Source organism: Cellulosimicrobium cellulans (genome assembly GCF_016907755.1).
Taxonomy (GTDB): domain Bacteria; phylum Actinomycetota; class Actinomycetes; order Actinomycetales; family Cellulomonadaceae; genus Cellulosimicrobium; species Cellulosimicrobium cellulans_D.
Genome location: NZ_JAFBCN010000001.1, coordinates 2,565,836 through 2,591,944 on the forward strand (window position 1 = coordinate 2,565,836; position 26,109 = coordinate 2,591,944).

Here is a 26,109-nt window from a genome sequence, read left to right on the forward strand (position 1 = left end):
GGCGAGCACGGCGGACAGCCCGACGGCGCCGTCGCCGATCACGGTGACGGTCGTCCGCGCGGAGACGCGTGCCCTGTGCGCCGCGTGGTAGCCGGTGAGGTACACGTCCGAGAGGGTGACCAGCGAGGGGAGGAGCGGGCTCGTCTCGTCGACGTCCGGCACGGCGACCAGGCTGCCGTCCGCGAGCGGGATGCGCGCGAGCTCGGCCTGCTGGCCGCCCACGTCGCCGGGGTTGCCGTAGAAGCCGCCGTGCGGGCACGCGGTCTGGAAGCCGTCGCGGCACACGGGGCACGTGTTGTCCGACCACGCGAACGGCGCGATCACGAGATCGCCCGCGCGGACGGTCGTGACGGCCGACCCGGTCTCCTCGACGACGCCGAGGAGCTCGTGCCCGATCGGGACGCCCTGGTCGGTGTGCGGCATGGAACGGTAGGGGTGCAGTCGGACCCGCAGACGCACGCGCGCACCGTGCGCACGATCGCGTCGGTGGGCTCGACGATCGTCGGGTCGGGACGGGTCTCGACGCGGACGTCGCCCGCGCCGTAGATGACGGTGGCCTTCAAGGAGCTCTCCGTTACCGGTGGGAAACTGGTGCGCTCACCATTCGACACCGGGCTCGCAGCCTCTTGGGAGTCCCGCTCCAACAGGGTTCTGGCAGTACCTGGTTCGGGATCGGTGACGAGGGTCCCGAGAGGCGTCTCGCCGAGGCCCGGATGTCAGGCATGCTTCAGCGCCAGGTCGTCGGATCCCACGGGTTGACGGTCTCGACCTCGAGCGGACCGAAGTGCTTGACGTTGCGTGTGGCGACCACGGCTTCGCAGGACCGCGCGGTTGCGGCGATGACGGCCTCGTCGAGAGGGGCGTGCTCCGGCACGCCGAAGGTGGCGAGGACCCGTGCCGCGGCGAGATCGAAAGGCGCGACGCGCTCTGCGAAGGCGGGGAGGACGTTCTCCTCGAACCATCGGCGCAGGATCATGCCCTGAGCGGCGGCGTCCCCCGTTCCTTGGCAACGATCCCGCGCTCGATCTCGGCGATCGTCAGTGCAGCGACGTACTGGTCGCGGACCGGGATCGAGGACGCCCAACGCTCGACGGTGGGATGGCGTCCTCGAACGCGCAGCGACGACACGACGCTGGTGTCGAGGAGATACCTCACAGGTCGACGTCGCGCGACGTCAGGCCGACGCGCTGCGGCTCGAACTCGAGGTCGGCGCCCTCGTCCGTCCCGAGCAGGTCGACCATGGTCACCGGGTCGCGGGCAAGTGCCGTCGTGAGCAGACTCCGGGCCTCTGCCTCCACTGAACGGTGGTGCTGCTTCGCGCGTGCGCGGAGGGCTGCTTTGGTGCCGGCAGGGTTGACAAGGCCTCAGGCGCGAGCAGGGGCGGAGCGCGCGATCCGGTCGACGAGCCGCAGCGGGTCAGGGATGCGCCCGCCGCCGGGGAGGTCCGTGACCAGTCGTGCCGCGGAGCCCAGGTCGATCCCCGTCGCGGTGACGTGGAGCGGACGGGCACTCGCGCCGCGCAGGATCTCGACGGCGTGCGCCGCGGACCGGAACGGCGTCTTCGCGACACCGATCACCGTCGGAGCAGCACCCGACCGCGCCACGTGTGCCCCCAGGCCCGGAGTTCCGTCCGCGTCGAGCGTCACGTAGCCGTCGACGATCAGCAGGTCGAGAGCAGCGACCTGCGAGAGTACGGCGAGCAGCGGCGGGAGCTCGCGCTCGAAGAACCGTCCGGGCACGTACGGCGCGACGGTGGGTACCCAGACGGTCCGTGTCTCCAGCACGTTCCGGAACGTCGGGTCCGCGGCGACGACGACCGCGGCGTTCGCCCCGCCGTCGGGCGGGTAGTGGACGTCCACCGCCGCCGAGAGTCCGTGCCGGAGGGAGGCGCGGTCCGACGGCGGTGGGCGCATCGGCTCGTGCCTCAGCCGACGGCCGTGACCGGCGAGGCGAGCGGCGTGCCCGACCCGTCGCGGCGCTGGTCGACCTCGGGCAGGTCGACGGCCTGGCCGCCGGAGCCCGTGGCCCGGGCGGGGCCCTGCCCCACCCACGCGAGGATCAGCGCGTCCTCGCCCTTGAGGAACCGCTGGGCACGGACGCCGCCGGTGCCGCGGCCCTTGCCGGGGTAGAGCTCGTACGGCGTGACCTTGCCGGCCCCGGTCTGGGTGCCCGCGAGGGCGCCCGACGACCCGGCGACGGTGACGACGACCCCGAGGTCGCGCACGTCGGCCGGGACGACGCCGAAGAACGCGACGCGGTGGCCGTCGGCGAGCCGGATGCCGGCCATGCCGCCGGCCGCGCGCCCCTGCGGCCGCACCGCAGACGCGTCGAAGTGCAGGAGCGACGCGTCGGAGCTGACGAACACGACCTCGTCCGCGTCGGTCGCAGGCGCCGCGCCGACGACGGTGTCACCGTCCTTGAGGCCGATGACCTCCCAGTCGTCGCGGTTGTTCGGCACGTCGCCGGGGGTGACGCGCTTGACGACGCCCTGCGCGGTGCCGAGGGCGAGCGGGGGAGCGTCGGCGTCGAGCGACGCGATCGTCACGGCCTCCTCGCCGGGCTCGAGCGCGACGACCTCGCCGAGCGGCACGCCGCCGGACAGGCTCGGCGCGTTGTCGGTGGGCGGCAGCGCGGGCAGGTCGAGCACGGACACGCGGACCATGCGCCCACGGCTCGTGACGAGGCCGACCTCGCCGCGCGCCGTCGTGCGCACGACGGCGCGCAGCACGTCGTGGGCGGCGCGCGGCCCGCTGCGCGCGGGCTCCGTCTCGTCGCTCGTGCGCGCGAGCAGACCGGTGGCGGAGAACAGCGCCCAGCAGGGCGTGTCCGCGACCTCGAGCGGCACGGCCGCGGTCGTGGTCGGCGCGGCGCCGGCGGACTCCAGGAGGATCGTGCGGCGCGGCGTCCCGTACGTCTTGGCGACGTCCGCCATCTCTCCCGAGACCACAGCGCGCAGGCGCGCGTCGCTGCCGAGGATCTCCTGCAGCTCCTCGATCTCGCGGCGCAGCGTCTCCTGCTCCTTCTCGAGCTCGATGCGGGAGAACTTGGTGAGGCGGCGCAGCTGGAGCTCGAGGATGTACTCCGCCTGCGGCTCGGACAGGTCGAACACGGTCTGGAGGCGTCCGCGGGCCGTCGCGGTGTCGTCGGACGAGCGGATCACCTGGATCACCTCGTCGATGTCGACGATCGCGACGAGGAGGCCGTCCACGAGGTGCAGGCGCTCGGACCGCTTGCGCAGCCGGTAGGCCGAGCGTCGGCGGACCACGTCGATCCGGTGGTTCACCCAGACCGTGAGCATCTCGCGCAGGCCGAGCGTGCGCGGCTGGCCGTCGACGAGCGCGACGTTGTTCATGCCGAACGAGTCCTCGAGCGGCGTGAACTTGTAGAGCTGCTCCAGCACCGCCTCGGGGTTGAAGCCCGTCTTCACCTCGACGACGATCCGCAGCCCGTGCTCGCGGTCCGTGAGGTCGGTCGCGGCCGTGATGCCCTGGATCTTCTTGGTCTTGACGCCCTCGGCGATCTTCTCGATCACCTTCTCCGGGCCGACGAGGTAGGGCAGCTCGGTGATGACGATGCCCTTGCGGCGCGGGGTGAGGTTCTCCACGCGCGCGGTGGCACGCGTGCGGAAGGTGCCGCGGCCGGTGCGGTAGGCGTCGCGCACGCCGTCGAGCCCGACGATCTTGCCGCCCGTCGGCAGGTCGGGTCCCGGGACGAACCGCATGAGCGCGTCGAGGTCGGCGTCGGGGTGCGCGACGAGGTGGCGCGCCGCGGCGACGACCTCGACGAGGTTGTGCGGCGCCATGTTGGTCGCCATGCCGACCGCGATGCCCGACGCCCCGTTGACGAGCAGGTTCGGGATCGCTGCCGGCAGCACCTCGGGCTGCTGGAGCTTGTTGTCGTAGTTCGGGACGAAGTCGACGACGTCCTCGTCGAGCCCGGCCGTCATCGCGAGAGACGGGGGAGCGAGGCGCGCCTCGGTGTACCGGGAGGCGGCGGGGCCGTCGTCGAGCGTGCCGAAGTTGCCGTGCCCGTCGACGAGCGGGAGCCGCAAGGAGAAGTCCTGCGAGAGGCGCACGAGCGCGTCGTAGATCGCCGCGTCGCCGTGCGGGTGCAGCTTGCCCATGACCTCGCCGACGACGCGCGCCGACTTCACGTGCGCGCGGTCGGGGCGCAGCCCCATGTCGGCCATCATGTAGAGGATGCGGCGCTGCACGGGCTTGAGGCCGTCGCGCGCGTCGGGCAGGGCGCGGGAGTAGATGACGGAGTAGGCGTACTCGAGGAACGACGTCTCCATCTCCGCCTGGACGTCGACGTCGACGATCTTCTCGTTCACCTCGGCCGGGTCGAGCGAGGGGGTCGAGGACTTGCGCGCCATGTGCCTGCGGGCTCCTGCCGTTCGGTGCGCCGCGAGGGCGCGGGATCTGTGCCGGCGTGCGCCGGTGGTGGCGTGCTGCGGTTGCGCGCCGCACGCGAGGGTACGCCAACCGTCCGACACGCCGCGTCGCGATGTCTGTCGAGGGACCATTGTCCTCCCCGGTCGGGCCGGGGTGGCGCAGGCGCACCGCGCTGGGGACCGCATAGCCTGGGGGCGTGAGCGACGGCGGCGCAGCCGGGCGGGGCCCGGACCGGTACCCGGTGGAGTGGGAGGCGGACGTCGTCCTGCGCGACGGGACGACGACGCACGTGCGGCCCATCCGTCCCGAGGACGCGGACGCGCTGCAGCGGTTCCACGTGGGCCAGTCCGAGCGCTCGACCTACCTGCGCTTCTTCGCCCCCATGGAGCGGCTCTCGGAGCGCGACCTGGAGCGGTTCACGCGCGTCGACCACGTCGACCGCGTCGCGCTCGTCGCGGTCCGCCCGCGGGACGACGCGGACCCGGCCGCCGAGGAGACGGCCGACGACGCCGGCGAGGACATCATCGGCGTCGCGCGCTTCGACCGCACGGGCACGGGCGAGGCGGAGGTCGCCTTCAACATCGCCGACTCGGCGCAGGGCCGGGGGCTGGGGTCCGTGCTGCTCGAGCACGTCGCCGCGGCGGCGCGCGAGCGCGGCGTGCGGCGCTTCACCGCCGAGGTGCTGCCGCAGAACGGCAAGATGCTCGCCGTCTTCCGCGAGGCCGGGTACGACGTGCGCCAGCAGATGGACGACGGGTTCGTCCAGGTGAGCGTCGACCTCGACCCCACGGAGCGGTCGCGGGCCGTCATGGCCGACCGCGAGCACCGCGCGGAGGCGCGGAGCATGCAGGGGCTGCTCGGTGCGACGAGCGTCGTGCTCGTCGGACCGGGGCTGCCGCTCGACGGCCGGGACCCCGACGACGTGCCCCTCGACCGCGTCCTCGCGCACCGCGCCCTGGCCGCGCTCGTGCGCAGCCAGGGCGTCACCGTCCACGTCGTGGGCGGTGGCGCGGACGTGCCCGACGGCGGGACGTCGTCCCGCGTGCACGCCACCCTCGCCGACGTCCCCGGCCCGGTGGACCTCGCGGTCGTCGCCCTGCCGCCGCCGGACGCCATCGAGGCGGTCCGCCAGCTCGCGCGCCTCGAGGTGCGCGGCGTCGTCGTGCTGTCCGCCGGGTTCGCCGAGACCGGGCCGGACGGGCTCGCGCTCCAGCGCGAGCTCCTGCGCGTCGCGCACACGGCGGGGCTGCGCGTCGTCGGGCCCGCGAGCTACGGCCTGCTGCGCACGGGCGAGACCCGCGAGCGGCCCGCGCTCGCGGCGACGCTCGCCGAGGACCTGCCGCTGCCCGGCGCCGTGGGGCTGTTCAGCCAGTCGGCGCCGATGGCCGTCACGCTGCTCGCGACGACGGCGCGGCGCGGGCTGGGCGTGTCGTCGTTCCTGTCCGCGGGGCACAGGGCCGACGTGTCGGGCAACGACCTCATGCAGTACTGGCAGGACGACGCCGCGACGCAGGTGGTCTGCCTGTACCTCGAGTCGATCGGCAACCCGCGCAAGTTCTCGCGCATCGCGCGGCGACTCGCGTCGGTCAAGCCGGTCGTGGTCGTCACGGCCGGGCGCTCGGGCCAGGTCGTGCCGCCCGGCCACGCCGTGCGCTCGACGCGCGCACCCCGCCGCACGCTCGAGGAGATGCTGCGCCAGTCGGGCGTGATCCGGGCCGAGAACACGCACCACATGATCGACATCGCCCAGCTCCTCGCGCACCAGCCGCTCCCGGGTGGGCGCCGCGTCGGCATCCTCGCCAGCTCGGCGTCGCTCGCCGCGCTCGTCGCGGAGGCGTCGTCGTCGGCGGGCCTCGTCGTCGCACGGTCGGACTTCCTGCCCGAGGACGCGTCGCCGGCCGAGCTCGCCGCCACGGTCGACGCGCTCTACGCGCCCGACGCGTGCGACGTGGTCGTGGTGGTCCAGGTCCCCGTGGTGCACCCTCGCCGCGAGGACGTCTCCCACGCCGTGGCGCTCGCGGCGGCCCGGACGGGGCGCACGACCGTCGCGAGCATGCTGGGGCTCCACGGCCTCACCGACGAGCTCTCGGCCCCGGCGCCCGACGGCGGAGCGTCCGACGCCCTGCTGCGGGTCCCGGCCTACTCCACGCCCGAGGACGCGGTCGCCGCGCTCGGCGCCGTCGTGCGCTACGCCCGCTGGCGCGAGGCGGACCACGGGACGCCCGTGCGCCCCGCGGGCGTCGACGCGGGCCGCGCGCGCGCCCTCGTCGAGGGCGCGCTCGCGGGCCGGGACGCCGTCGACCTCGACCCCGCGACGACCGCCGACCTCCTCGCGTGCTACGGCGTGCGCCTGTGGCCCGCACGCCGGGTCCGCACCGCCGACGAGGCGGTCGAGGCGGCGCGCGAGGTCGGCTGGCCCGTGGCGCTCAAGAGCACGGCGGCCGGGCTGCGCCACCGCGCGGACCTCGGCGGCGTCCGCCTCGACATCGCGGACGAGATGGAGCTCCGCTCCGACGTCGCGCAGATGCGCGAGGCGCTCGCGGCCGTGCTGCCCGGCGCCGCCGACCAGCCGTTCGAGGTGCAGGCCATGGCCGACGCGGGTGTCGCGTGCGTGGTGCGCTCGACCGAGGACCAACTCTTCGGCCCTGTCGTGTCGTTCGGCCTCGCGGGCGACGCGGTCGACCTCCTGGGCGACGTCGCGTACGGGGTGCCGCCGCTGACCGACGTGGACGTCGCGGCCATGGTGCGGTCGGTGCGGGCGGCTCCGCGGCTCTTCGGGTACATGGGCACCCACGTCGTGGCCACGGCCGCGCTGGAGGACGTCCTGGCGCGGGTGTCCGTGCTCGCGGACGACCTGCCCGAGGTGCGCAGCCTCGAGCTGTACCCCGTCGTCGTGTCCGAGCACGAGGCCGCGGTCCTCAGCGCGCGCGTCACGCTCGCGGACGCCCAGCGCGCCGACGCGCTGCGTCGCGCCCTGCCCGGCTGAGGTCCGCCTCGTCCGTCCACAGGCGCCGAGGGCGGGTGGCCGCGGCCGCTCGCCGGATGGGAGAATGCGCGGGTGCCCTCAGCAACCTCGAACCCCTGGACCGACCTGACGACCCAGCTCCACCGCGCCGGCTACTACCCGGAGCTCGTCGCGGACGTCCTCGACCTCGCGGTCGCGGGGGAGGAGATCGTCTCGCACCTCGTGCTCCCGGAGACGACGTTCGACGCGTCCGAGGTGCGCCGGCACCTCACGGTGCTCGTCCTGACCCCCACGCGGCTCGTCACGGCGCACGTCGACGACCACCCGGCCGACAGCGAGAACCCGTCCGCGTCCGCCGCCGCCACGACCGAGTCGGTGCCGCTGGCCGAGGTGCGGTCGGTCTCGCTCACGCACGTCGTGGCCGAGCCGCACGAGCACCGCGCGGGCACCGCGCCGCTCGAGGTGACGCTCGCCCTCGGCTGGGGCGCGGTCTCGCGCGTCGACCTCGAGCCCGCCGGGTGCGCGGACCCGAGCTGCGACGCCGACCACGGGCTCACGGGCCAGATCACGCCGGACGACGTCGTCGTCCGCGTGAGCGCCGAGGCGGAGGGCCGTGACGCCGTGCGCGCCGCGGTCGACTTCGCGCGCGCCCTCTCGCGCGCCACCGCGAGGCACAGCGCCCGGTGAGCGAGGCACGCACGGACGAGGCCCCTGCCACCCCGGCGCTCCCGGCTGGACTCCTCGCGCCCGACCTCGGGCTCGGCGGCCTCGCCGCCGTGCTCCCGGGGGCCGCGGGCGCGCTCGGCGTCCGGTTCACGACCGCCACGGGGATCGGGAGCGAGGCGGCGCGCGCGGCCCTCGACCTTCCGCGTGCCGAGCGCGTGTGCGTCGTCCTCGTCGACGGCCTGGGGCACGTCAACCTCGCGGAGCGTGCTGGGCACGCGCCGTTCCTCCGCTCGCTCCTGCCCGACGCGCGGGCGCTCACCTCGACCTTCCCCAGCACGACGGCCGCCGCGATCGGCGCGTTCGGTACCGGCACCGCCCCCGGGCGCACGGGCATGCTCGGGTACACGCAGCGCAACCCCGCGACGGGCGGGCTCGCCAACATGGTGTCGTGGGACGGCGCACCGCCCCCCGCGGAGCTCCAGCGCGAGACCCCCGTGCTCGAGCGGGTCGCAGGAGCGGGCGTCGCGGCGACCTCGACGGGTCCGGCGCGGTTCGCCGGGTCCGGCATGACCGTCGCGGCCCTGCGCGGTGGGTCGTACGCCGCCGCCGAGGGCCTCGGGGCGCGCGTCGACGCCGCCGTGCGCGCCCTCAAGCGGCCGGGCCTCGTCTACCTGTACTGGGGCGAGGTGGACAAGGCGGGTCACCACCACGGCAGCACCTCGTGGCAGTGGGGCGACGAGCTCGAGGCCCTCGACCGCGAGCTCGCCCGGCTCGCCCGGTCGGTCCCGAGGGGCACCCTCGTGCTCGTCACCGCGGACCACGGGATGGTCGACGTCGACCCGGGCCTGCGCCGCGACGTCGCCACCGACCCGGAGCTCGCCCGGGGCGTCTCGCTCGTCGGCGGCGAGCCGCGCGCGGTGCACGTCTACACCGAGCCGGGGGAGACGACCGCCGTCGCGGCGCGCTGGCGCGACGTCCTGGGCGACGACGCGCTCGTCCTCGAGCGCGAGGACGTGCTCGCCCGTGGTCTCCTCGGCCCCGACCCGCGGCCGGAGGCGGTCGCGGCGGCCGGCGACGTGATCGTCGCGCTGCGCGGCCGCGCCACCGTGGTCGACTCACGCACCCAGACGCCGGCGTCGCTCGCGCTCGTCGGCGTGCACGGCTCGCTCACCGAGCGCGAGATGCGCGTCCCGCTGCTCGTCGCCGGGACCTGACCACGCCCGCGACTCCCAGCGGTTCCCACCGCGACGCGACCCGCCCACGACCCCGCACCGACCGACCTCGCGAAGGAACGCCCGATGGCCGAGCTCGTCTTCTTCTCCGGGACCATGGACTGCGGCAAGTCCACCCTCGCCCTGCAGCTCGACCACAACCACGCCGCGCGCGGCCGCCGGGGGCTCATCTTCTCCCGCAACGACCGGGCCGGGTCCGACCGGCTCTCGTCCCGGCTCGGGCTCGAGGTCGTCGCGCGCGAGGTGCGCGACGACACCGACTTCTGGTCGCTCGTCACGGCCGAGCAGGACCCGGTGGACTACCTGGTCTGCGACGAGGCGCAGTTCTACTCCCCGGCGCAGGTGGAGCAGCTCGCGCGGCTCGTCGACGAGACGGAGATCGACGTCTTCGCGTTCGGCATCACGGCCGACTTCCGCACCCGGCTCTTTCCCGGCTCGGCCCGGCTCATCGAGCTCGCCGACCGGGTCGAGGTGCTGCAGGTCGAGTCGCTGTGCTGGTGCGGCCGGCGCGCGACCCACAACGCCCGTACGGTCGACGGGAGCATGGTCGTCGAGGGTGACCAGGTCGTCGTCGGGGACGTCGACGCGGGCTCGGGCGAGGTCGGGTACGAGGTGCTGTGCCGTCGCCACCACATGCGCCGCATGACCACCGCCGTCGCGCGCCGCCAGGCCGCGGCCGACGGTCTGCCGCTCGACCTGCCACGCTGAGCCGGGCACCGAGCCCGAGTCCTGAGCCGGCGAGCTGAGCCGGCGAGCTGAGCCGGCGTGCTGAACCGGCGTGCTGAACCGGCGCGTCGCGCCTACTCCGGGCGTGCCCCGAACACGATCTCGTCCCAGCTCGGGACCTTCGCGCGCGAGCGGTTCTTCCCCTTGCGGGGCTCGCGCGCGGCCTGGGGCCGCGCGGCGCGCGGCGGCTCGTCCGCGTCCGTGGAACCGGCGCCGCCCGAGCGGTCCTCGTGCGGCGGACGGCCGCCCGGGCCGTCCTCGGGGTCCGGGCCCGTCTCGCCGCGGGCGTCGTCGGGCGGCGGGTCCGGGAGGCGCACCGCGTCGAGCGGACGGATGGTCGGGAGGTGGACGACGGTCGCCCCGGCGGGCGCGGCCGCGTCGTCCGGAGAGTCGTCCTGCGACGCGTCCTGGTCGTGCCGGACCCCCACCTGCGGCCCGAACCCCTCGAACGGCTCCTGCCCGTCGACCTCGACGGGCACGGCCGGTGCCTTGCGCGGGCGTACGCCCCGGCGCTGGCTCAGGTCGTCGAGCAGCTCGGCGGTCCCGTCGTCGGCCGGGGGAGCGGCCGGCGGTGCGGCACGGAGCCCGCGGCCGCCGCGCGCCGTCGCGTCGACGTCGAACACCGCGACGGCCCCGGGCGTCGGGTCGCGCGGGGCGTCCGTCCCCGAGAGCCAGCGGGCCTCGTCGTCGAGCGCGTGCAGCGCCCGCGTCCCCGCGTCGTAGGTCCACCGGGCCGTCCGGCTGCCCGTCCCGACCTCGAACGCGGCCGTCACGACCCACGACGCCCCGGGCTGACGTGCGGCGCTCCACTCCACGGCGTCGGGCTCGACGTCGCGCGCGGCGAGGCGCTGCGCGACGAGCTCCCCGACGGTCGGCGAGTCCTCGTCGTGCCCCTGGCGGGAGGCGCGGACCCGGTCGACGACGTACTCCTGCTCCGCGACCACGGGGCCCGCGAAGCGCCGCACGTGCTCGACGCCGAGGCCGGCGGCCTCGGCGACCGTCTCGACCGACTCGCCGGCGCGCAGCCGGGCCTGGATCTCGCGCGGCGCGAGGTTGCGCTCGCCCTCTGCGCGCAGGTGCTCCAGGTGCGGGCGGTCGCGGCGCACGGCCGCGCGCAGCGCCTCGGTGATCGGCAGCGTGAACTGCGTGCCGCCCGTCGCGCGCAGGACGAGGTGCTCCCCGTCCTCGTGCAGTCTCACCAGCTCCAGCTCGTCCATGGACCCTCCCGTGTCGCCGCGCCCGGTGGCGCTCGCGGTGCCGCTCCCGATGCCGTCCCGGTCGCCCGATGCCGCTCGGGCCGCCCGGTGCCGCCACGAGCCCGGTCTCCCGGGCCGGCGGACCGCGACGCCCGCGTCACCGCTCCCTCGAGGGTGCCATCGTCCCACCCGCGAGCCGCGCAGCACGCGCGGTGTGCCGCGGACTCGGCGCGCGCTCGTCCGCGCCCCGAGGGCGGTCGGCTGGGATGATGCCGGGTGTGATCCTCGACCTCGTGCCCGGCGACGCCCTCGAGCTCGGCGGCGTGTTCTTCGCGGCGCTCTCGGGCGGGCTCGCCGCCGTGCGCAAGCGGTTCGACCTCGTGGGCGTCCTGGTGCTCGCCTGGGTCGCGGGGCTCGGCGGCGGTCTGCTGCGCGACGTCCTGATCGGCGCGATCCCCCCGGTCGGGATCTCCGACTGGCGCCTCGTCGCGGTCGCGGTGCTCGCGGGCGTCGTGACCTTCTTCTGGCACCCGCGGCTCGAGCGGCTCCGGCGCAGCATCATCGTCCTCGACGCGGGCGCGCTCGCGCTCTTCGTGCTCTCCGGGACCATGAAGGGCCTCGACTACGGGGTCGGCCCGCTCGCGGCGATCTTCGCGGGCGTCATCACGGGCGTGGGTGGCGGGATCCTGCGCGACCTGCTGACCAACGAGGCGCCGCTCCTGTTCCAGGACAAGCAGCTCTACGCGATCCCGGCGCTCGCGGGCGCCGCGCTCACCGCCGGGCTCGCGGAGGCCGGCGCGCTCGGGCTGCTGTCCCAGGCGGCGGTCCTCGCGCTCGTGTTCGGCTTCCGCCTCCTCTCCCTCCGCCTCGGCTGGTCCGCCCCCGGTCCGTGGGAGGGTCGCACCGCACGCCGCGGGTCGGGCAGGATGTGAGCCGTGCGCCTCTTCATCGACGACCCCCGACAGCCCGACGACGTGACCGTGGCCGACCTGCGCGACCTTGCCGAGCGCCTCGCCCGCGAGGCCGGCGACCTCGTCCGCTCCGGTCGCCCCGACCGCGTCGAGGTGGCCGCCACCAAGTCGACGGCCACGGACGTCGTGACGCGCATGGACGCCGACTCCGAGGCGCTCCTGCGACGCGGCATCGCGGCGGCCCGCCCGGACGACGCGATCCTCGGCGAGGAGGAGGGCGCGTCGTCCGGCACGTCCGGCATCACCTGGGTGATCGACCCCGTCGACGGCACGGTCAACTACCTGTACGGGATCGCGTCGTACGCGGTGTCCGTCGCCGCGGTCGTGGGCCCGCCGGACCCGCTCGAGTGGACCGTCCTCGCCGGCGCGGTGCACTCCGTCGTCGACGGGCGCACCTGGACGGCGGGACTCGGGGCCGGGGCGACGGTGGACGGCCGCCCCGTCCGGGTGAACGCCGAGACCGACCTGGGGCAGTGCCTCGTGGGCACGGGCTTCGGGTACGACGCGGAGCGGCGCCGCGCGCAGGCGCGCGTGCTGGTCGACGTGCTGCCCGAGGTCCGGGACATCCGCCGCCTCGGCTCCGCCGCGATCGACCTGTGCCTCGTCGCCTCGGGCGAGCTCGACCTCTACTACGAGCGCGGCCTCAACCCGTGGGACATGGCCGCGGGCGCCCTCGTCGCGCACGAGGCGGGGGCGCGCGTGACGGGCCTGCGCGGGCGCGCCGCCGACCGCGAGATGACCGTCGCGGGGCCGCCCGAGGCGGTCGCGCGGCTCGTCCGGATCCTCGAGGACGCGGACGCCGACACCGACTCCTGACCGCACCCGGGCGGCCTGGGAGCGTTCCCGTGACCGCGGTCCGGGCGACCCTGTGTTCGCCCGTGACGAACGACACCGGTCGGGCGGGGTGCCACAGGGTGCATCCCTCCCGGAAATGGTGCAGAATCCGGTGGCCCGCCGGGAACAATTCCGGTGCGCCGTGCATTGTTCAGCGTGCAACGCCTCGACGACCTCGGGGCACGACACGTCACGGGGTGCCCCCCGCGCCCCGCACCCGTGCCGCCCGGCACGACCGGCCATCGCCGGTGGTCCCGGACGGGCACTGTCGCGATCGACGAATACTCCGGAGAGTGACCCCACAGATGGCAACAGACTACGACGCCCCCCGCAAGAGTGAAGAGGAGCTCAGCGAGGACTCGCTCCAGGAGCTCCAGGCACGTCGCTCCGACAAGAGCTCGGGCGTCGTTGACGAGGACGAGACCGAGGCGGCGGAAGGTTTCGAGCTGCCCGGTGCCGACCTGTCCGGCGAGGAGCTCTCCGTCCGGGTCCTGCCTCGTCAGGCCGACGAGTTCACGTGCTCGAGCTGCTTCCTCGTGCACCACCGCAGCCAGCTCGCGTACGAGAAGAACGGGCAGCAGATCTGCTCGGAGTGCGCCGCCTGACCTGCACGACGCCCGAAGGCCGCCGACCCCTCCCCGGGGCGGCGGCCTTCGTCGTTCGCGGGCTGCCGTGCGGTGCTCCTGCGCGGCGGCCCGTGGGGTACAGACGCGCGGCGCCGTCAGGAGGCGCGCGCAGCGGCCCGGAGCGCGTCCGCGAGACGCTGCGGGTGCCGCGTGGAGACGAGCCAGTACGGCGTCGGGTCCTGCGGGTCGTCGAGCGTGACGTGCACGCCGGTGCGGGCCCACGCGCGCAGGCACACGTAGGCGCGGGCGTCGAGGCGCGGGCCGAGCTGCACGCGCATCGCCTCCGCGTCGAGGGTCGTGACCTGGCCGAGCAGGGACACGGGGATGTGCGCCCGCCCGGCCCGGAGCTCGCCGTCCGCCACGGCGACGACCGGCGAGGTCCACCAGAGACCGGCGACGCCCGCCACCGCGGCGAGCGTGCCCACGCCGAGCGCGATCGCGTGGCTCGCGGGCCACAGCGCGATCCCGAGGACCAGCGCGAACCCGACGGCCGCGGCCCAGCCGCCGACGCCCGGGACGAGCCGCTCACGGTACGGCGCCAGGCCCTCGGGACCGGGTGCCCCGGCGGCTCCCGGGGTCGAGGAGGGCGTGCTGCGGTCGGCGGGGTCCGTCATGGGTCCATCATCCCAGCAGTCGGGGCGTCGCCCGACGTGCTCGCAGGGCCCGCCCGCGCCCACTAGGCTCTGCCGGGTGCCGAACCACCACCAGCCCGAGACCGGGGACGTCGACGTCCTCATCACCCTCCTCGACGACGTCCCCCTGCCGTCGTACGCCCACCCGGGCGACGCGGGCGCGGACCTCGTGACGACCGTCGACGTCGAGCTGGCGCCGGGGGAGCGCGTCGTCGTCCCGACGGGCGTCTCGATCGCGCTGCCCGACGGCTACGCGGCGTTCGTGCACCCGCGCTCGGGCCTCGCCGCGAAGCACGGCCTCACGGTCGTCAACGCGCCGGGCACCGTCGACGCCGGCTATCGCGGCGAGATCAAGGTGACGCTGCTCAACACCGACGCGCGCGAGGCCGTCGTCCTGCGGCGCGGCGACCGGGTCGCGCAGCTCGTCGTGCAGAAGGTCGAGCGGGCGCGCTTCGTGCAGGCCGAGCGGCTGCCCGGGTCGCACCGTGGCGAGGGCGGTTTCGGGTCGAGCGGCGGGTGGGCCGCGGCGACCTGACCGGTCGCGGGCGGGCGGCCGCGGCGGAAGCCGCGCGCCCGTCGGCGCGCAGCGAACGTCGCACCACGACCGTCGCTGCGCGGGCTAGTGTGGAAGCAGTGCGGGGCGAGCGCCCCGTCAGGAGTCCCGGCCGAGGGCCGGGCAGGTGAAGGAGTTCCTCCGTGGGTCTGTTCCGTCGCTCCAGGTCGTCCGAGCCGACCGAGTCGCCCGAGCCGTCGGCGCCGTCGGGCACGACGTCCGAGCAGGTCGACGACGGCGCTCCCGTCGCCGAGGCGACCGACGCGAAGCCGGCCCGCGGCCCGTACGACTCCTCCCAGGTGCCCGAGCGCGGGCCCCGCCTCGACCTGGGCGCGGTGTGGCTGCCCGGCGTGCCCGGCATGGAGCTGCGCATGGAGGTCGACAAGAAGACCCAGCGCATCACGGGCGTCGCGTGCGCGGTCGCGGGCTCCGGGCTGCAGGTGCAGGCGTTCGCCGCGCCCCGCACGGACGGCATCTGGGACGAGATCCGCGGCGAGATCGCCGCGTCGGTGACCAAGCAGGGCGGCACGGTCGACGACCTCCCCGGCCCGTTCGGTCGCGAGCTGCTCGCCCGCATCCCCGCGCAGACGCCGGACGGGCGCCCGGGCGTGCGCCCCGCGCGCTTCGTGGGGGTCGACGGCCCGCGCTGGTTCCTCCGCGGCGTCCTCACGGGCAAGGCGGCGGTCGACCCGGCCGAGGCCCGGCTGCTGGAGTCCGTGTTCGCCAACATCGTCGTCGTGCGCGACCAGAGCCCGCGCCCGCCGCGCGACCTCCTGACCCTGCACCTGCCGGGCAAGGGCCCGGCCGCGACGGCCCCGGCACCTGCCGGCGCGCCCGAGACGCCCTCGTTCGACCCGCTGACGCGTGGGCCGGAGATCACGGAGATCCGCTGACATGGCCCCCACCCTGCGGGACGCCTGGCGCACGGCCCTCGCCTCCCAGGAGGAGCTCGCCGCCGACGAGGAGCGCTCCGAGGCGGCGCGGCAGAAGGGCTGCCGTGCCGTGTCCGAGCTGCCCAACCGGCGTCGGGCCAAGATCTCCGGCGTCCTGCGGTCGGTCGTGCTGCGTCCGCGCGAGGGCGTCCCGACGGTCGAGGTCGAGCTGTTCGACGGCTCCGGCGTCGTGGACCTCGTGTGGCTCGGGCGTCGTCGCATCGCGGGGATCGAGCCCGGTCGCCGCGCCCTCGTCGAGGGCCTGGTGTGCGACGTCGACGGGCGCCGCACGATCTTCAACCCGCGCTACGAGCTCCTCGCCAAGCCGGGGGAGTGACCTCGCTCCCGCCGACACGCGGCGGTGCCGTACGATCCTGCGGACGTGCAGCGGCCGACCCGGGCCACGCGCCCGGACCGTGACCGACCGACCCCGAGCCACCGAGGACGCCACGAGATGACGAGCAGCAGCGACGCGAGCGGCGGCCCCGTGGACGGGCGTCCCGGGCACGCCCCGGAGGGTCTCGCGCACGACGCGGAGGTCGCGGAGACCGTCGTCGACGACGTCGCCGCGCCCGAGGACGGTCGCGCCCGCGGGGTCCGCGCGCTCGCCGGGCAGGACTTCTCCGTGGCGGACGCCATCGGGGGAGTGCGCGGGCTCGTCGAGTCGGTCGCCCCGGGCCTCGTCTTCGTCGTCGTCTACGTGGCCACGACGAACCTGCAGTGGGCCCTCGTGACCTCGGTCGCGGCGGCGCTCGTCGCGGTCGCGGCGCGGCTGATCCAGCGCACTCCGGTGACCCAGGCGTTCGGCGGTCTCCTGGGCGTCGGCATCGGCGTGATCTGGGCGTGGCGGTCGGGCGAGGCGCAGGACTACTTCGCGTGGGGCCTGTGGACCAACGCCGCGTACCTCGTCGCTCTCCTCGTCTCGGTCCTGGCCCGCTGGCCGCTCGTCGGACTCGTGGTCGAGGGCTTCCGCAGCGGCTTCGGCGCGGGTGCCGCGTCGGGGTCGGCCGGGACGACGGCGGACCCGTACCCGGACGCGGTCGACGCCGCGGACGCCTCGGCCGAGCAGCCCGCGGCGGCCGCGACGCCTGGCGACGCGGACGCCGCCGCGCCCGGCGCGTTCGCCCGCTGGGCGCGCACCTGGCGGTCCGACCGCACGCTGATGCGCCGGTACACCGCCGCGACGTGGCTCTGGATCGGGCTGTTCGCCGCCCGGCTCGCGGTCCAGGTCCCGCTCTACCTCGACGGCGACGTCGGCTGGCTGGGCACCGCACGCCTCGTCATGGGCATCCCGCTGTGGGCGCTCGTCCTGTGGCTCACGTGGATCCTGGTCCGCCGCCCGCACGGCGCGGCAGCGCCGCAGCCGACGGCGTAGTCCGGGCGGACGCCGGGACGAGCCCCGTCAGAGGACGCCGTCGCCCGCCTCGGGCGCCTCGACGGGCGCGTCCGACGCGGTCGGCTCCGCCTCGGGCGTCCCGGCGAGGAGCCGGGCGAGAGCACCCTCGTCCGACTCGTCGCCCGTGACGAGCAGGAGCTCGTCCCCGGCCTCGAGCGTGTCGTCCTGGCTGGGCGCGATCGGGCGCGTGCCGCGGACGATCGCCGCGAGGACCGTGTCCGCGGGCCAGCTCACCTCGCCGACGCGGTGGCCGACGAGCGGGGAGGTCGGCGGCAGGGTGACCTCGAGGATGTCCGCGCCGGACTGGTGGAACGTGAAGATGCGGACGAGGTCGCCGACGGCGACGGCCTCCTCGACCATCGCGGTCATGATGCGCGGCGTCGAGACGGCGACGTCCACGCCCCACGACTCGTCGAACATCCACTCGTTCTTCGGGTTGTTCACGCGCGCGACCGTGCGCGGCACCCCGAACTCGGTCTTGGCGAGCAGCGACACGACGAGGTTCACCTTGTCGTCGCCCGTCGCCGCCACGATGACGTCGCACTCGTCGACCTTGGCCTCGGCGAGCGTCGAGAGCTCGCACGCGTCGGCGAGCAGCCAGTCCGCCTCCGCGACCTGGGCGACCCGCATGGCTGCCGGCTGCTTGTCGATGAGCATGACCTCGTGGTCGTGGCTGAGGAGCTCGCGGGCGATCGAGCGGCCGACCGAGCCCGCTCCCGCGATGACGACGCGCATCACTCGGCCTCGACCTTCGGCGCGTGGGTGAGCTTGCGTTCGACGACGGCGGCCTGCTCGTCGTCCATGAGCACGTGGAGCACGTCGTTCTCCTGCAGGACGGTGCGGTCGGTGACGAGGACACCGTCGCCGAAGCGGCTGACGAACGCCACGCGTGCGCCCGTGGCGTCCTCGATGGCGCGGACGGTGCGCCCGACCCAGTCGGGGTGGAAGTCGACCTGCGCGAGACGCACGCGGCCCGACGGGTCGCGGTACTCGTCGGTCGCGCCGAACGGGAGCATGCGGCGCAGCACCTGGTCGGCGGTCCAGCGCACGGTCGCGACCGTGGGGATGCCGAGGCGCTGGTAGATCTCCGCGCGCTGGGGGTCGTAGATCCGCGCCACGACCTTCTCGACGCCGAACGTCTCCCGCACGACGCGCGCGGACAGGATGTTCGAGTTGTCGCCGTCGGAGACCGCGGCGAACGCGTAGGCCTCCTCGATGCCGGCCTGCACGAGCGTGTCGCGGTCGAAGCCGACCCCGGTCACCTTCTTGCCGGTGAACTCGGCCGGGAGGCGCCGGAACGCGTCGGGGTTCTGGTCGACGACGGCGACCGAGTGGCCGCTCGACTCGAGCGACTGGGCGAGCGTCGCGCCGACGCGGCCGCATCCCATGATGACGAAGTGCACGCACCGAACGCTACCGCTCGCGGGGCCGCCGGGCGCGCACCAGCGCGACCGGGCGCCGTCGGGCATAGCATGAGGCCTCGTGTCGGAGATCGCTGATGCCGCGAAGCGGCTGCTGCTCGGGCGGCCTGTCCGCAGCGAGCACCTGGGGCACACGCTGCTCCCCAAGCGTGTGGCCCTGCCCGTGTTCGCGTCCGACGCCCTGTCGTCGGTCGCGTACGCCCCGGACGAGATCCTCCTGACGCTCGCTCTCGCGGGCCTCAGCGCGACGATGATCTCGCCGTGGGTGGGCCTCGCGGTCGTGGTCGTGCTGCTGACGGTCGTCGCGTCGTACCGCCAGAACGTGCGCGCCTACCCGTCGGGCGGCGGCGACTACGAGGTCGCCACGGTCAACCTGGGTCCGTCGGCGGGCGTCGGCGTCGCGTCGGCGCTCATGGTCGACTACGTGCTCACGGTCGCGGTCTCGATCTCCTCGGGGGCGCAGTACGCGGCCAGCGCGATCCCGGCGCTGCGCGACCACGAGGCCGCGTTCGCCATCGGGCTCGTCGTCGTCCTCACCCTCGTCAACCTGCGCGGGGTCAAGGAGTCGGGGACGTTCTTCGCGATCCCGGTCTACCTCTTCATGCTCGCCATCGGCACGACGGCGGTCGTCGGGTTCTTCCAGTACGTGACCGGCAACCTCGGCCCGGCGGAGAGCGCGGAGTTCGAGCTCACGGCGCAGAGCGGGTTCGACCAGGGACTCATGGGCATCGCGGGCGCCTTCCTCGTGGCGCGGGCGTTCGCGTCCGGCTGCGCCGCCCTCACCGGTGTCGAGGCCATCAGCAACGGCGTCCCGGCGTTCCGCAAGCCCAAGTCGCGCAACGCCGCCACGACGCTCGCCCTGCTGGGCGGCATCTCGGCCGTGATGATGATGTCGATCCTCTTCCTCGCGCGCGCGACCGGAGTGCACTACGCCGAGGACCCGCACACGCAGCTCTCGCTGAACGGGCAACCGCTGCCCGTGGACTACGTGCAGCACCCGGTGATCGGGCAGCTCGCCGAGACCGTGTTCAGCGGGGCGCCCGTGCTCTTCTACGTGGTGTCAGCGGTGACGGGGCTCATCCTCGTGCTCGCCGCGAACACCGCGTTCAACGGGTTCCCGGTCCTCGGCTCGATCCTCGCGAAGGACGGCTACCTGCCGCGCCAGCTCCACACGCGCGGCGACCGGCTCGCGTTCTCCAACGGCATCGTCACGCTCGCCGTGGCCGCGATCGTGCTCATCTGGGCGTTCGACGCGGAGGTCACGCGCCTCATCCAGCTCTACATCGTGGGCGTGTTCGTGTCGTTCACGCTGTCCCAGCTCGGCATGGTGCGGCACTGGACGCGGGCGTTGCGCACCGAGCACCAGCCCCGCGAGCGGTCGCGCATGCGGCGCTCGCGCGTGGTCAACGCGGTGGGCCTGGCGATGACCGGGACGGTGCTCGTCATCGTCCTCATCACGAAGTTCACGCACGGCGCCTGGATCGCGATCCTCGCGATGGCGCTCGTCTTCGTGCTCATGAAGTCGATCCGCAAGCACTACGACAGGGTGCGCGACGAGCTCGCGCTCGGCGACGAGGCCGCCGCGGCCCGCGCCCTGCCCAGCCGCGTGCACGCGATCGTCCTCGTGTCCAAGATCCACCGGCCGACGATGCGGGCGCTCGCGTACGCGCGCGCGTCGCGCCCGTCCGTCCTGGAGGCCGTCACGGTCGGCGTGGACTCCGAGGACGTCGAGGACCTCATGCGGCAGTGGGAGGCGCTCGACCTCCCTGTCCCGCTCCGCGTCCTGGACTCGCCCTTCCGTGAGATCACGCGCCCGGTGCTGTCGTACGTGCGCTCGGTCCGCCGCGAGTCCCCGCGCGACCTCGTGGTCGTCTACATCCCCGAGTACGTCGTGGGCCACTGGTGGGAGCAGCTCCTGCACAACCAGAGCGCGCTGCGGCTCAAGGGCCGCCTGCTCTTCACGCCGGGCGTCGTCGTGGCGTCGGTGCCGTGGCAGCTCTCCTCGACCGAGGGGCAGACCGGCCTCGAGGGCGAGGGGTTCCGCCAGCGCTTCACGGGGTACTGATCGGCAGTCCTCGTGGCGTGAGAAGGGCCTGGTTCCGGGTCGGAACCAGGCCCTTCTCACGCCCACGGCGGGTGGGCCGGGCCGTGTCCGGGATACTAGAGGGATGCCGTCCTCCTCGCGTGGTCCCGCCGTGCCCTCCGACCGACCGTCCGACCCCTTCGCGGACCGTCGCGCCGCACGTGGTGGGCGCCGCACGACCCGCCGCCAGGGCGGACGCCCGACCCGTCAGTCCGCCCGCGTCGACCCTCGACCTGAGGTCGAGGTCGAGCTCGAGGTCGGCCCGGTCGCGCACGGCGGCCACTGCGTCGCACGGTACGACGGGCGCGTCGTCTTCGTGCGGCACACCCTGCCCGGGGAGCGGGTGCGCGCCCGTGTCACGGAGGGCGGGGACGCCGCGAAGTTCTGGCGTGCGGACGCCGTCGAGATCCGCGAGGCGTCGCCCGACCGGGTCCCGTCCGTGTGGCCGGAGGCCGGTCCCGGGGGCGTCGGCGGCGGCGAGCTCGCGCACGTCGCGCTCGCCGCGCAGCGTCGCTGGAAGCGGGACGTGCTGGCCGAGCAGCTCAGCCGGCTCGGGAAGGTCGACCTCGACGACCTTGACCTTCAGGTAGAGGTCGAGGGTCTGCCGGGCGACGCCGAGCGCGGCGGGCTCGGCTACCGGACGCGCGTGGACCTCGTCGCCGACGGCACGGGCCGTGCGGGCATGCACCGCTTCCGGTCGCACGACGTCGTCGCGCTGGACGGCATGCCGCTCGCCACCGAGGACGTCGCAGACCTCGCGGTGCGCGAGAAGGTCTTCACGCGCACCTGGCGGCCGGGCACGCGGATCGAGCTCGTCGCGCCCGTCGGCTCGGCGCCGGTCCTCCTCGTGGACGGCGAGCCGTGGCGGTCGGGCTCGCCCGACCAGCGCCCCAACGCGCGCCGCAGCGTGACCGAGCGCGTCGTGCTCGGCGACCGGCAGCACGAGTACCGGGTCGCGGCGGGCGGGTTCTGGCAGGTGCACCGCGAGGCGCCGGCCACGCTGGCGCGCGCGGTGCTCGACGGCGTGGGGGATGTCGACGGCGCGCGCGTGCTCGACCTCTACTCCGGTGCCGGGCTGTTCACCACGCCCCTGGCGGCGGCCGTCGGGGCGGCCGGCTCGGTGGTCGCGGTGGAGGGCGACGAGCGGGCCGTGCGCGACGCGCGCCGCAACGCGCACGGGCTCGACCGGGTGGAACTGCACCACGGCCCCGTCGAGCAGGTGCTCGCCGCCGACCCGACCGGTGCGGACGTCGTCGTGCTCGACCCGCCCCGCGTCGGTGCCGGCCGCGCCGTGGTCGAGGCGATCGCCTCCCGGCAGCCGTCCCGGGTCGTGTACGTCGCGTGCGACCCCGCGGCGCTCGCGCGCGACGTCTCCTACCTCGCGGGTCACGGCTACGGGCTGTCGTCCCTGCGGGCGTTCGACCTCTTCCCGATGACGCACCACGTCGAGGCGGTCGCCGTCCTCACGCGTTGACGCCCGCGGGCGCGCTCGGCCTTGCGCGAACCCGGGTGCGCCCCGGCGCGTGCCGGGAGGACGATGGGGGAGACGGTCGGACGAGCGGGACGGTGAGGACGTGACGAGCACCAGCACGACGAGCGGGACCACGAGGGACGGGACCGCGGCGAGCGGGACGGTGACGGCGGCGGACCAGGCGTTCCCCGTGGCCGACGACGTGCGTGACGTCGTCGGCGTCGGCGTCCTGCTGCCGAACGGACGGCTCGCCGGGCGGACCTTCGCGTCGCGCGCCGAGGCGGAGGCGTGGGCGCGCCCCGCCGAGGGGGAGCAGGTCGTCGAGCTCAACCTGCTGTGCGACTGCGACCTCTGACGGTCCGGACGGCCATATATCTTGACGTCAAGATATATGGGGTATGCTGGTCGCGGTGCAGGTCGCAGCGGGTCGTGGACGAGCCGCCGACCACCGCCAGGGCGGTCCTCCGGACCCGGCCTGAGCGGCGCGCCAGCCCGGCGTAGGCTGGGCGAAGCCCCCTGAACCATGGCATCCGTGCCACCGTCTCGCCACGAAGGAGCTACGAGTGAGCAGCGTCGACACGTTCGGGTCGAAGGGAACGCTGGAGGTCGGTGAGAACTCGTACGAGATCTTCCGCCTGTCCGCCGTCGAGGGTGTCGAGCGCCTCCCGTACAGCCTGAAGATCCTTGCCGAGAACCTCCTGCGCACGGAGGACGGTGCCAACATCACGGCCGACCACGTGCGCGCGCTCGCGTCCTGGGACCCGGACGCGCAGCCCGACACCGAGATCCAGTTCACGCCCGCGCGCGTGATCATGCAGGACTTCACGGGCGTGCCCTGCGTCGTCGACCTCGCGACCATGCGCGAGGCCGTCGCGGAGCTCGGCGGCGACCCGTCCCGCATCAACCCGCTCGCGCCGGCCGAGATGGTCATCGACCACTCCGTGCAGATCGACGTCGCGGGCCGCTCGGACGCGTTCGAGCGCAACGTCGAGTTCGAGTACCAGCGCAACCACGAGCGCTACCAGTTCCTGCGCTGGGGCCAGACGGCGTTCGACGACTTCAAGGTCGTCCCCCCGGGCACCGGCATCGTGCACCAGGTCAACATCGAGTTCCTGGCGCGCACGATCATGACGCGCGAGGTGGGTGGCACCCTGCGCGCGTACCCCGACACGTGCGTCGGTACCGACTCGCACACGACGATGGTCAACGGCCTCGGCGTGCTCGGCTGGGGCGTCGGCGGCATCGAGGCCGAGGCGGCCATGCTCGGCCAGCCCGTGTCGATGCTCATCCCTCGCGTCGTCGGCTTCAAGCTCAACGGCTCGATCCCCGCGGGCGTCACCGCGACCGACGTCGTGCTCACCATCACCCAGATGCTGCGCCAGCACGGCGTCGTCGGGAAGTTCGTCGAGTTCTACGGCGCGGGCGTGGCCCAGGTGCCGCTCGCGAACCGCGCCACGATCGGCAACATGAGCCCCGAGTTCGGCTCGACGGCCGCGATCTTCCCGATCGACGGCGTGACGATCGACTACCTGCGCCTCACGGGCCGCAGCGACGAGCAGCTCGCGCTCGTCGAGGCGTACGCCAAGGAGCAGGGCCTGTGGCTCGACCCCGCCTCCGACAGCTACGTCGAGCCGGTGTTCTCCGAGTACCTCGAGCTCGACCTCTCGACGGTCGTCCCGTCGATCGCCGGGCCGAAGCGCCCGCAGGACCGCATCGAGCTGTCGAACGCGAAGTCGGCGTTCGAGCGCGACCTGCCCACCTACGCGCCCGAGGTCCGCGACCTCGTCGACGAGGCGGAGAAGGAGTCGTTCCCGGCGTCCGACTCGCCCGCGATCACGCCCAACGGCCGCAAGACCGTGAGCGTGACGGACACGGACGGCGCGTCGTTCGAGCTGTTCCACGGCGCCGTCGCGATCGCGTCGATCACGAGCTGCACCAACACGTCCAACCCGTCGGTCATGCTCGCCGCCGCGCTCCTCGCGAAGAAGGCGGTCGAGAAGGGCCTCGAGGCCAAGCCGTGGGTCAAGACCTCGATGGCCCCGGGCTCCCAGGTCGTGACGAACTACTACGAGAAGGCCGGCCTGTGGCCGTACCTCGAGAAGCTCGGCTTCCACCTCGTGGGCTACGGCTGCGCGACGTGCATCGGCAACTCGGGCCCGCTCGACGAGAAGATCTCCGAGGCGGTCAACGAGCACGACCTCGCCGTGGTGTCGGTCCTGTCCGGCAACCGCAACTTCGAGGGCCGCATCAACCCCGACGTGAAGATGAACTACCTCGCGTCGCCGCCGCTGGTCATCGCCTACGCGCTCGCCGGTACCATGGAGTTCGACTTCGACCACGACCCGCTGGGTCGTGACGAGGCGGGCCACCCGATCTTCCTGCGCGACATCTGGCCCACGCCGGACGAGGTCCAGGCGACCATCGACGCGTCGATCGACCGCGACATGTTCACCAAGGACTACGCGGACGTCTTCACCGGCGACGACCGGTGGCGTGCGCTCGAGACGCCCGAGGGCGACACGTTCGCGTGGGACGCCGAGTCGACCTACGTGCGCAAGCCCCCGTACTTCGAGGGCATGGGCATGGAGCCGTCCCCGGTCGCGGACATCTCCGGTGCGCGCGTCCTGGCGAAGCTGGGCGACTCGGTCACGACCGACCACATCAGCCCCGCGGGCGCCATCAAGGTGGACTCGCCGGCCGGGAAGTATCTCGCCGAGCACGGCGTCGCGCGTCGCGACTTCAACTCCTACGGCTCGCGCCGCGGGAACCACGAGGTCATGATCCGCGGCACGTTCGCGAACATCCGCCTGCGCAACCAGCTCCTCGAGAACGTCGAGGGTGGCTACACCTTCAACTTCGTGAAGGACGCGCAGGACACGATCTACGACGCCGCGCAGGACTACGCCGCGCAGGGCACGCCGCTCGTCATCCTGGGCGGCAAGGAGTACGGCTCCGGCTCGTCGCGCGACTGGGCGGCCAAGGGCACGGCGCTCCTGGGCGTCAAGGCGGTCATCACGGAGAGCTTCGAGCGCATCCACCGCTCGAACCTCATCGGCATGGGGGTCCTGCCGCTGCAGTTCCCGGCGGGCGAGAACGCCGGGTCGCTCGGCCTCGACGGCACCGAGACGTTCGACATCGCCGGGATCACGGCGCTGAACGACGGCTCCACGCCGTCGACGGTCAAGGTCACCGCGACGAAGGGCGACGGCACGAGCGTCGAGTTCGACGCGGTCGTGCGCATCGACACCCCGGGCGAGGCGGACTACTACCGCAACGGCGGCATCCTGCAGTACGTGCTGCGCTCGCTCGTCTAGTTCACCAGTTCACGTACAGCGCCCCGCCCGGCTCCAGCCGGGCGGGGCGCTGGCATGATCGGCAGGATGCTCGATAGCCTGCGCCGATGCTGAGACGTACAGGCGCGGCCGCTGCAGCGCTCGTCGCCATGCTCACCGGCGCCGCGCTCACCGGCTGCACGGCACCGGCACCGGCGCCGGATGATGTTGCCGAAGCTCCTGTCTCGACGCAGCCGAGCGTCGGGTCGACGCCCAGCGCCGCGCCCACTCCCGCCACGACGCCGAGCGCAGCGCCCGCTCCTGCGACGACGCCGGAGTGCGGACCCACGAGCGGGGACGTCCTCAACGGCATGCCGCTCGACGTCGGCATGTACGAGAACATGGTCGACCTCGGGCCGAGAGAGGGCGCGAACGGGACGGTGAGCTATGCGGCCGACGGCACTCTCGCGTCGTACGTGGTGGCGGCCGGCGACCATCGGGATGCGATCGTCGAGCGACTCTGCCTCGGCCCCTACGCCTACGAGGCGCTGAACGCCGTTCGCCGAGGAAGCGTGCACTCGGTCGACCCGAAGAACGAGGCGTACCTGACGCCGCTCTTCGAGGGCGACGCGCTGAACCTCAGCCCGTACACGATCACGAGCGTGGGTGATGTGAACGGCGTGGTCCACTCGTACGAGACGGTGTTCATCCTGCCGCCACAACACTGACGGCGGCAGCC

The 26,109-nt window shown here is 74.2% G+C and carries 24 protein-coding genes and 3 pseudogenes; 16 read left to right on the forward strand and 11 right to left on the reverse strand.

Translation table 11 applies throughout. The features are described 5' to 3' along the window. Window positions 1-3: 3 nt before the first annotated feature. The 7 genes and pseudogenes from JOE63_RS21795 to JOE63_RS11095 form a co-directional block, all read right to left on the reverse strand. Window positions 4-111, reverse strand: a pseudogene (locus tag JOE63_RS21795) (IMP dehydrogenase); the annotation flags it as partial. Window positions 112-216: 105 nt separating this feature from the next. Further along, window positions 217-423 (reverse strand): annotated as a pseudogene (locus JOE63_RS21800) (alcohol dehydrogenase catalytic domain-containing protein); the annotation flags it as partial. Window positions 424-727: 304 nt separating this feature from the next. Further along, complete coding sequence (locus JOE63_RS11075) at window positions 728-976, reverse strand: hypothetical protein (RefSeq protein ID WP_204541352.1); 249 nt, start codon at window positions 974-976, stop codon at window positions 728-730. After that, window positions 973-1,155 (reverse strand): hypothetical protein, encoded by a 183-nt coding sequence (locus JOE63_RS11080; protein ID WP_204541355.1) that lies wholly within the window; start codon window positions 1,153-1,155, stop codon window positions 973-975. Before JOE63_RS11080 ends, JOE63_RS11075 begins: the two co-directional genes overlap by 4 nt. Further along, window positions 1,152-1,334, reverse strand: a pseudogene (locus JOE63_RS11085) (FitA-like ribbon-helix-helix domain-containing protein); the annotation flags it as partial. The gene JOE63_RS11080 and the pseudogene JOE63_RS11085, both read right to left, overlap by 4 nt. A gap of 30 nt (window positions 1,335-1,364) precedes the next feature. Beyond that, window positions 1,365-1,913, reverse strand: a complete 549-nt coding sequence (locus tag JOE63_RS11090; RefSeq protein ID WP_204541361.1) for an endonuclease V — start codon at window positions 1,911-1,913, stop codon at window positions 1,365-1,367. An 11-nt stretch (window positions 1,914-1,924) separates the two neighbouring features. After that, window positions 1,925-4,375, reverse strand: coding sequence for a DNA gyrase/topoisomerase IV subunit A (locus JOE63_RS11095; RefSeq protein ID WP_204541364.1), 2,451 nt, complete (start codon window positions 4,373-4,375; stop codon window positions 1,925-1,927). A gap of 215 nt (window positions 4,376-4,590) precedes the next feature. Here JOE63_RS11095 and JOE63_RS11100 point away from each other — a divergent pair, with 215 nt between their 5' ends. From JOE63_RS11100 to JOE63_RS11115, 4 genes are all read left to right on the forward strand, one after another. Beyond that, entirely contained in the window at window positions 4,591-7,380 is a 2,790-nt protein-coding gene (locus JOE63_RS11100) for a bifunctional acetate--CoA ligase family protein/GNAT family N-acetyltransferase (RefSeq protein WP_204541367.1), read from the forward strand. A gap of 72 nt (window positions 7,381-7,452) precedes the next feature. Beyond that, window positions 7,453-8,046: a DUF5998 family protein gene (locus JOE63_RS11105; RefSeq protein ID WP_087471895.1), complete on the forward strand. Its 594-nt coding sequence runs from the start codon at window positions 7,453-7,455 to the stop codon at window positions 8,044-8,046. Beyond that, window positions 8,043-9,239: an alkaline phosphatase family protein gene (locus JOE63_RS11110; RefSeq protein ID WP_204541370.1), complete on the forward strand. Its 1,197-nt coding sequence runs from the start codon at window positions 8,043-8,045 to the stop codon at window positions 9,237-9,239. Before JOE63_RS11105 ends, JOE63_RS11110 begins: the two co-directional genes overlap by 4 nt. A gap of 84 nt (window positions 9,240-9,323) precedes the next feature. Continuing rightward, window positions 9,324-9,965 (forward strand): thymidine kinase, encoded by a 642-nt coding sequence (locus JOE63_RS11115; RefSeq protein WP_087471897.1) that lies wholly within the window; start codon window positions 9,324-9,326, stop codon window positions 9,963-9,965. A 92-nt stretch (window positions 9,966-10,057) separates the two neighbouring features. On the opposite strand, the gene sepH is transcribed toward JOE63_RS11115, so the two are convergent. Then, on the reverse strand, window positions 10,058-11,200 hold the full coding sequence (sepH, locus tag JOE63_RS11120; RefSeq protein ID WP_204541373.1) for a septation protein SepH: 1,143 nt from the start codon (window positions 11,198-11,200) through the stop codon (window positions 10,058-10,060). Window positions 11,201-11,457: 257 nt separating this feature from the next. Here sepH and JOE63_RS11125 point away from each other — a divergent pair, with 257 nt between their 5' ends. The 3 genes from JOE63_RS11125 to JOE63_RS11135 all read left to right on the forward strand — a co-directional run bounded on the left by JOE63_RS11125 (window position 11,458) and on the right by JOE63_RS11135 (window position 13,589). Further along, on the forward strand, window positions 11,458-12,111 hold the full coding sequence (locus JOE63_RS11125; RefSeq protein ID WP_255318895.1) for a trimeric intracellular cation channel family protein: 654 nt from the start codon (window positions 11,458-11,460) through the stop codon (window positions 12,109-12,111). A gap of 3 nt (window positions 12,112-12,114) precedes the next feature. After that, window positions 12,115-12,966 carry an inositol monophosphatase family protein gene (locus JOE63_RS11130; protein ID WP_307840034.1) on the forward strand — a complete coding sequence of 284 codons (852 nt, stop codon included), beginning with the start codon at window positions 12,115-12,117 and terminating at the stop codon, window positions 12,964-12,966. 323 nt (window positions 12,967-13,289) lie between these two features. Continuing rightward, complete coding sequence (locus JOE63_RS11135; protein WP_047234722.1) at window positions 13,290-13,589, forward strand: DUF4193 domain-containing protein; 300 nt, start codon at window positions 13,290-13,292, stop codon at window positions 13,587-13,589. 116 nt (window positions 13,590-13,705) lie between these two features. Here JOE63_RS11135 and JOE63_RS11140 read toward each other — a convergent pair whose 3' ends face one another. Further along, on the reverse strand, window positions 13,706-14,224 hold the full coding sequence (locus JOE63_RS11140; protein WP_204541376.1) for a DUF3093 domain-containing protein: 519 nt from the start codon (window positions 14,222-14,224) through the stop codon (window positions 13,706-13,708). Between the two features lie 76 nt (window positions 14,225-14,300). Here JOE63_RS11140 and dut point away from each other — a divergent pair, with 76 nt between their 5' ends. From dut to JOE63_RS11160, 4 genes are all read left to right on the forward strand, one after another. After that, entirely contained in the window at window positions 14,301-14,777 is a 477-nt protein-coding gene (gene dut / locus JOE63_RS11145) for a dUTP diphosphatase (RefSeq protein WP_244286133.1), read from the forward strand. Window positions 14,778-14,938: 161 nt separating this feature from the next. Further along, on the forward strand, window positions 14,939-15,688 hold the full coding sequence (locus JOE63_RS11150) for a DUF3710 domain-containing protein (RefSeq protein ID WP_087471901.1): 750 nt from the start codon (window positions 14,939-14,941) through the stop codon (window positions 15,686-15,688). A gap of 1 nt (window position 15,689) precedes the next feature. After that, window positions 15,690-16,064 (forward strand): OB-fold nucleic acid binding domain-containing protein, encoded by a 375-nt coding sequence (locus tag JOE63_RS11155; RefSeq protein ID WP_087471902.1) that lies wholly within the window; start codon window positions 15,690-15,692, stop codon window positions 16,062-16,064. A 117-nt stretch (window positions 16,065-16,181) separates the two neighbouring features. Continuing rightward, on the forward strand, window positions 16,182-17,102 hold the full coding sequence (locus tag JOE63_RS11160) for a DUF3159 domain-containing protein (RefSeq protein WP_087471903.1): 921 nt from the start codon (window positions 16,182-16,184) through the stop codon (window positions 17,100-17,102). A gap of 27 nt (window positions 17,103-17,129) precedes the next feature. Here the strand turns inward: JOE63_RS11160 and JOE63_RS11165 are convergent, their stop codons facing one another. Next, on the reverse strand, window positions 17,130-17,858 hold the full coding sequence (locus JOE63_RS11165) for a potassium channel family protein (RefSeq protein ID WP_087471904.1): 729 nt from the start codon (window positions 17,856-17,858) through the stop codon (window positions 17,130-17,132). Continuing rightward, on the reverse strand, window positions 17,858-18,511 hold the full coding sequence (locus tag JOE63_RS11170) for a potassium channel family protein (RefSeq protein WP_087472929.1): 654 nt from the start codon (window positions 18,509-18,511) through the stop codon (window positions 17,858-17,860). Before JOE63_RS11170 ends, JOE63_RS11165 begins: the two co-directional genes overlap by 1 nt. A gap of 94 nt (window positions 18,512-18,605) precedes the next feature. On the opposite strand from JOE63_RS11170, the gene JOE63_RS11175 reads away from it, so the two are divergent. From JOE63_RS11175 to JOE63_RS11195, 5 genes are all read left to right on the forward strand, one after another. After that, a complete protein-coding gene (locus JOE63_RS11175; protein ID WP_204541379.1) occupies window positions 18,606-20,609 on the forward strand; it encodes an APC family permease in 2,004 nt (667 codons plus the stop codon). A gap of 130 nt (window positions 20,610-20,739) precedes the next feature. Further along, window positions 20,740-22,101 (forward strand): class I SAM-dependent RNA methyltransferase, encoded by a 1,362-nt coding sequence (locus tag JOE63_RS11180; RefSeq protein WP_307840035.1) that lies wholly within the window; start codon window positions 20,740-20,742, stop codon window positions 22,099-22,101. A 100-nt stretch (window positions 22,102-22,201) separates the two neighbouring features. Beyond that, the gene (locus JOE63_RS11185) at window positions 22,202-22,453 is read left to right on the forward strand and encodes a hypothetical protein (RefSeq protein ID WP_239576690.1); all 252 of its coding nucleotides are present in this window, start codon (window positions 22,202-22,204) and stop codon (window positions 22,451-22,453) included. Between the two features lie 208 nt (window positions 22,454-22,661). Continuing rightward, on the forward strand, window positions 22,662-25,412 hold the full coding sequence (gene acnA, locus JOE63_RS11190) for an aconitate hydratase AcnA (RefSeq protein WP_204541385.1): 2,751 nt from the start codon (window positions 22,662-22,664) through the stop codon (window positions 25,410-25,412). Between the two features lie 86 nt (window positions 25,413-25,498). Next, window positions 25,499-26,098: a hypothetical protein gene (locus JOE63_RS11195; protein WP_204541388.1), complete on the forward strand. Its 600-nt coding sequence runs from the start codon at window positions 25,499-25,501 to the stop codon at window positions 26,096-26,098. The last annotated feature ends 11 nt before the right edge of the window (window positions 26,099-26,109 follow it).